This is a genomic window from Streptomyces incanus (assembly GCF_042656345.1).
GTDB lineage: Bacteria > Actinomycetota > Actinomycetes > Streptomycetales > Streptomycetaceae > Streptomyces > Streptomyces incanus.
This window is the reverse complement of the sequence record NZ_JBHSPC010000121.1, coordinates 1-3,333: the sequence shown is the minus strand read 5'-3', so window position 1 is coordinate 3,333 and position 3,333 is coordinate 1. Positions and strand designations below refer to the sequence as shown.

The 3,333-nt window shown below is 71.1% G+C and carries 3 protein-coding genes and 2 pseudogenes; 3 read left to right on the top strand and 2 right to left on the bottom strand.

Going from position 1 to position 3,333, the window contains the following annotated elements:
- Positions 1–469: 469 nt before the first annotated feature.
- Both ACFP2V_RS38765 and ACFP2V_RS32475 read right to left on the bottom strand, forming a co-directional pair.
- Positions 470–1,534, bottom strand: a pseudogene (locus ACFP2V_RS38765) (IS630 family transposase).
- Positions 1,535–1,551: 17 nt separating this feature from the next.
- Positions 1,552–1,785, bottom strand: a pseudogene (locus tag ACFP2V_RS32475) (alcohol dehydrogenase catalytic domain-containing protein); the annotation flags it as partial.
- A 206-nt stretch (positions 1,786–1,991) separates the two neighbouring features.
- Here ACFP2V_RS32475 and ACFP2V_RS32470 point away from each other — a divergent pair.
- The 3 genes from ACFP2V_RS32470 (at position 1,992) to ACFP2V_RS32460 (ending at position 3,293) form a co-directional block, all read left to right on the top strand.
- On the top strand, positions 1,992–2,108 hold the full coding sequence (locus ACFP2V_RS32470; RefSeq protein WP_381218867.1) for a transposase: 117 nt from the start codon (positions 1,992–1,994) through the stop codon (positions 2,106–2,108).
- A 184-nt stretch (positions 2,109–2,292) separates the two neighbouring features.
- Entirely contained in the window at positions 2,293–2,721 is a 429-nt protein-coding gene (locus tag ACFP2V_RS32465; RefSeq protein WP_381218866.1) for an IS3 family transposase, read from the top strand.
- The gene (locus ACFP2V_RS32460; RefSeq protein ID WP_381218865.1) at positions 2,718–3,293 is read left to right on the top strand and encodes a transposase; all 576 of its coding nucleotides are present in this window, start codon (positions 2,718–2,720) and stop codon (positions 3,291–3,293) included. Before ACFP2V_RS32465 ends, ACFP2V_RS32460 begins: the two co-directional genes overlap by 4 nt.
- Positions 3,294–3,333: the final 40 nt, after the last annotated feature.

Sequence of the window (3,333 nt, the reverse complement as noted above, 5' to 3'; positions counted from 1 at the left end):
GAAACGACCCATACCACATCAACGAACCCAAGCCCCGGAAGCAACCCGTAAACACGCGACGCCCCCACCACGGACCCGGCGGCGAGCGGCGCCCTACGTACCGCGCTGCGCGCCGGGTGCCGACGACCGGCGATGCACCGCAGCGCCCCCGGCTGCCGGGAGCGCGCCGCACTCGATCCGCACTCCTTGTCCAGCCTCTCTGTCACGCGCATCCGTCTTGATCCAGGTTCGCTACCACCGAGGTCCTCGGCCCGAGCGAGCGCCCGCGAGCAGTGTGCCCCGTCGTCCTCGCCCGGGGCACCGCCGGCACCTGGCACCGGCTCGCCTCGATGGCTCGCTCCCCCTGAAGCCCGCCCACGTCCACCTCCTCAAGGACGGCACCACCCGCTAGACGCAGGTGCTGGCCCTGACCGACGCCGAAGCCGCCCCATGGGTCACCGACCCGCCCTGGCCGGTCCCACTCATTGTGTTACTGAGCTTGTCGGCGTGATGTCGTCAGGGTGAGTCCGGTTGCGGCGAGGCAGCCGTCGATGACTTCGCTGCGGTACTGGAGCTCGCGGAGGGTGCGGCGCAGGACGCGCATCAGGTGGTCGGGGTCGGTGAACGCGGTGTCACCAGTGACCAGATGCCCTCGACCGGGTTCGGGGCGGGTGCGTACGGCGGCAGCTGGTAGGAAGTGACCCAGTCGTGGGTGCCGCTGAAGGCCCGCAGCCGGGCGTCCAGGTGCACGTTGAGGTTGTCCCGGACGAGCACGAGCAGGGCGCCGAGCTGCTGGTGGGCGGCGGCTGGCAGGCCGCGGTAGTCGGCCCAGGTGAAGCCGCGTCGGCCGCCGCGCTTGTGATCGACGTGTCGCCTGGGCCAAAAGACCAGGCGCGAGCGTTCGCCCTGCTTGTAGCAGGCCAGGGCGGCGATCGAGAACCGGCGCTGGGAGCGTCCCCGTACTCGGATCACGGGCGTGTGCCCGCGCTTGGCCCGGGTGCGGGAGGTGGGCGGCGTCATCGAGAAGCCGGCCTCGTCCTCGAAGACGAAGCCGGCCGTCGAGCGCCGCCGCGGTGCTTTTGCCCGGGGCCAGGCCTCCTTCACCCAGCCGGCGACCGCCTCCTCGTTCCGCTCCAGTGCCCGCCGGGCCGGGACATGGTGGCTCCACCCGTGGCGCCGGAGCATCTGCGCGATGGCCGAGAGCGTGAGGGCCGTGGAACCGGCGTCCGATCAGCGTCTTGAGCCTGGCCAGGGTCCAGGTCCGGTCCGGCCGGCCGTGCGCGACCGGGCCCTTGGCCGGCTCCTGCGCCAGGACCGGGAACAGGGCCTCGTTCGGCTGGGGACGGGCGGCCGATCCCTTGGAGCGCAGCGTCTGCCGGCCGCCGGTCTGCCAGGCGCGGTGCCAGCGCTGCACCGAGCGCACGCCGACCCGCAGCCGCTTCGCCACCGTCGCATTGTCCTGTCCGGCGGCGAACATCCCGGCCGCCTCCATGCGGATGCGCTCGCGAAACGCCCGCCGCTCGGCGGTCAGGCCGCTGCCTTGCGGATATCTCATAGTTCCGGCGTACCGCGGCCGTACCCGAGTTCGGCAACGACGCCCGACAGCTCGTGTCCAGGCACGCTCGGCGTCCGGTCGCGCCCGGCGCGATCCGTCCACGTTCCCGGCCAGGCGAGTTCCCCGGGGGTGAACCCAGCGGCATGCACCCGCACGATGACGTCGTTCTCGGCGAGGTGGGGGTAGGGCACCTCCGTCAGCGACATTCCCTCGACACCGGCGGCGCGGTCTCGAACGGTGACGGCCTGCATGTCAGGTCCTCTCTCCAGTGGTTATCCAGGCTTCGCCCCCTTCGAGCAGTCGGAAACAGGCTGCCACGAACTTCAGCAGCGCGCCTGCTGCCGTTTCCGACGGACTGCCGTCTGTGACGCCCGATCAGGCCACGGTTGAAGCTCCCCCTTTGATCTGGACGGTCCGATACTGGGACGGAAGGTCCCGGAGGAGGCAGCCACAGGCAGTGAGCAAGAAGAGCAATACGGGCAAGCGGTACACGGCGGAGTTCAAGCGGGATGCCGTCGCGCCGGCGCTGTCGTCGGACAAGGCGGTCACCGAGGTCGCCCGGGCCCGGGGGTGAGCCCGGAGGGTCTGCGTGGCTGGGTGAAGCAGCCCAGGGGCGATCGGGGCGAGGGGCCTGCCGGGGCTCTGACCGGCGCCGAGCGGGAAGAACTCGCCCGGCTGCGGCGCCAGGTCCGCGAGCTGGAGAAGACCGTCGACATCCTGGGGAAAGCGACCGCATTCTTCGCGCAGGGCAAGACGAGGTGGACACCGCCGCGCGGTGCCGCTTCATCGACGCGGAGAAGGCATCGGGCGACAATCGTGCAGGTCACAGCGTGGCGCTGCTGTGCCGGGCACGGGGAGTGTTGCGCTCTGCCTCCTCCGCGCACCAGACGGCCGCCTCCGCGCGCCGGGCCGCACGGCGCGCGGAGGAACGCCTGGTGGACGCGATCCGAGTGCTCCACGCCGGACCGCGCGGCGCCTGCGGAGCCCCGCGGATCCACGCGGCCCTGCGGCGGGCGGTGAACGGCAAGGAGGTCGAACGGCTGATGCGCAAGCAGCGGATCGTCGGGATCACCCGCCGCCGGCGTCGGGGCCTGACCCGGCAGGCGAAGCGGGCGGTGTTCGCCGCCGATCTGACCGGCCGGGACTTCACCGCACCCGCCCCGGGATGCGGCTGGTCGGTGACATGACCGAACTCGTCATGCTGGAGGGGAAGTTGTATCTGGCGGCCTGCATCGATCTCGCGACGCGGGAGGTGATCGGCCGGGTGATGGCCGGCCACCACCGCGCCGCGCTGCCGGTTGCCGCCCTGCGGATGGCGGCCGGGCGCGGTGGCCTGGAGGACGGCTGCGTCATGCACACCGACCGCGGCGGCGAATACGCGAGTGACGAATTCCGCACCGAAATACGTACGTTGCACATGCGGCAGTCGAGGGGACGTGTCGGCTCTTGTGACGATAACGCTGCTGCGGAAAGCTGGTTCGCCGCCCTCAAAGCGGAGATCGGAACCACCGTCCGGGAGACCCGCGCGGCCGCCCGGGCCGACGTCTTCCACTTCATCGAGGTCGAGTACAACCGCACCAGGCTCCGCAGGCACCCCGAGTTCGGCTACCTCACCCCACTCGAAACCCGAGCCAGGCTGCAGCACGACTTCACCCCGCAGCGTAAACACCCGCTGTCCAGGACCCGGGGGAACTTCAGCGGAGGGACCCTCTGGATCTGCGCCTGGGCACGACTCCGTCTGTTGAGCTGCCCTACGTGAGGGAGCACCCGTTCGGGTCGGCAGTGATGGCGGCGGGAGC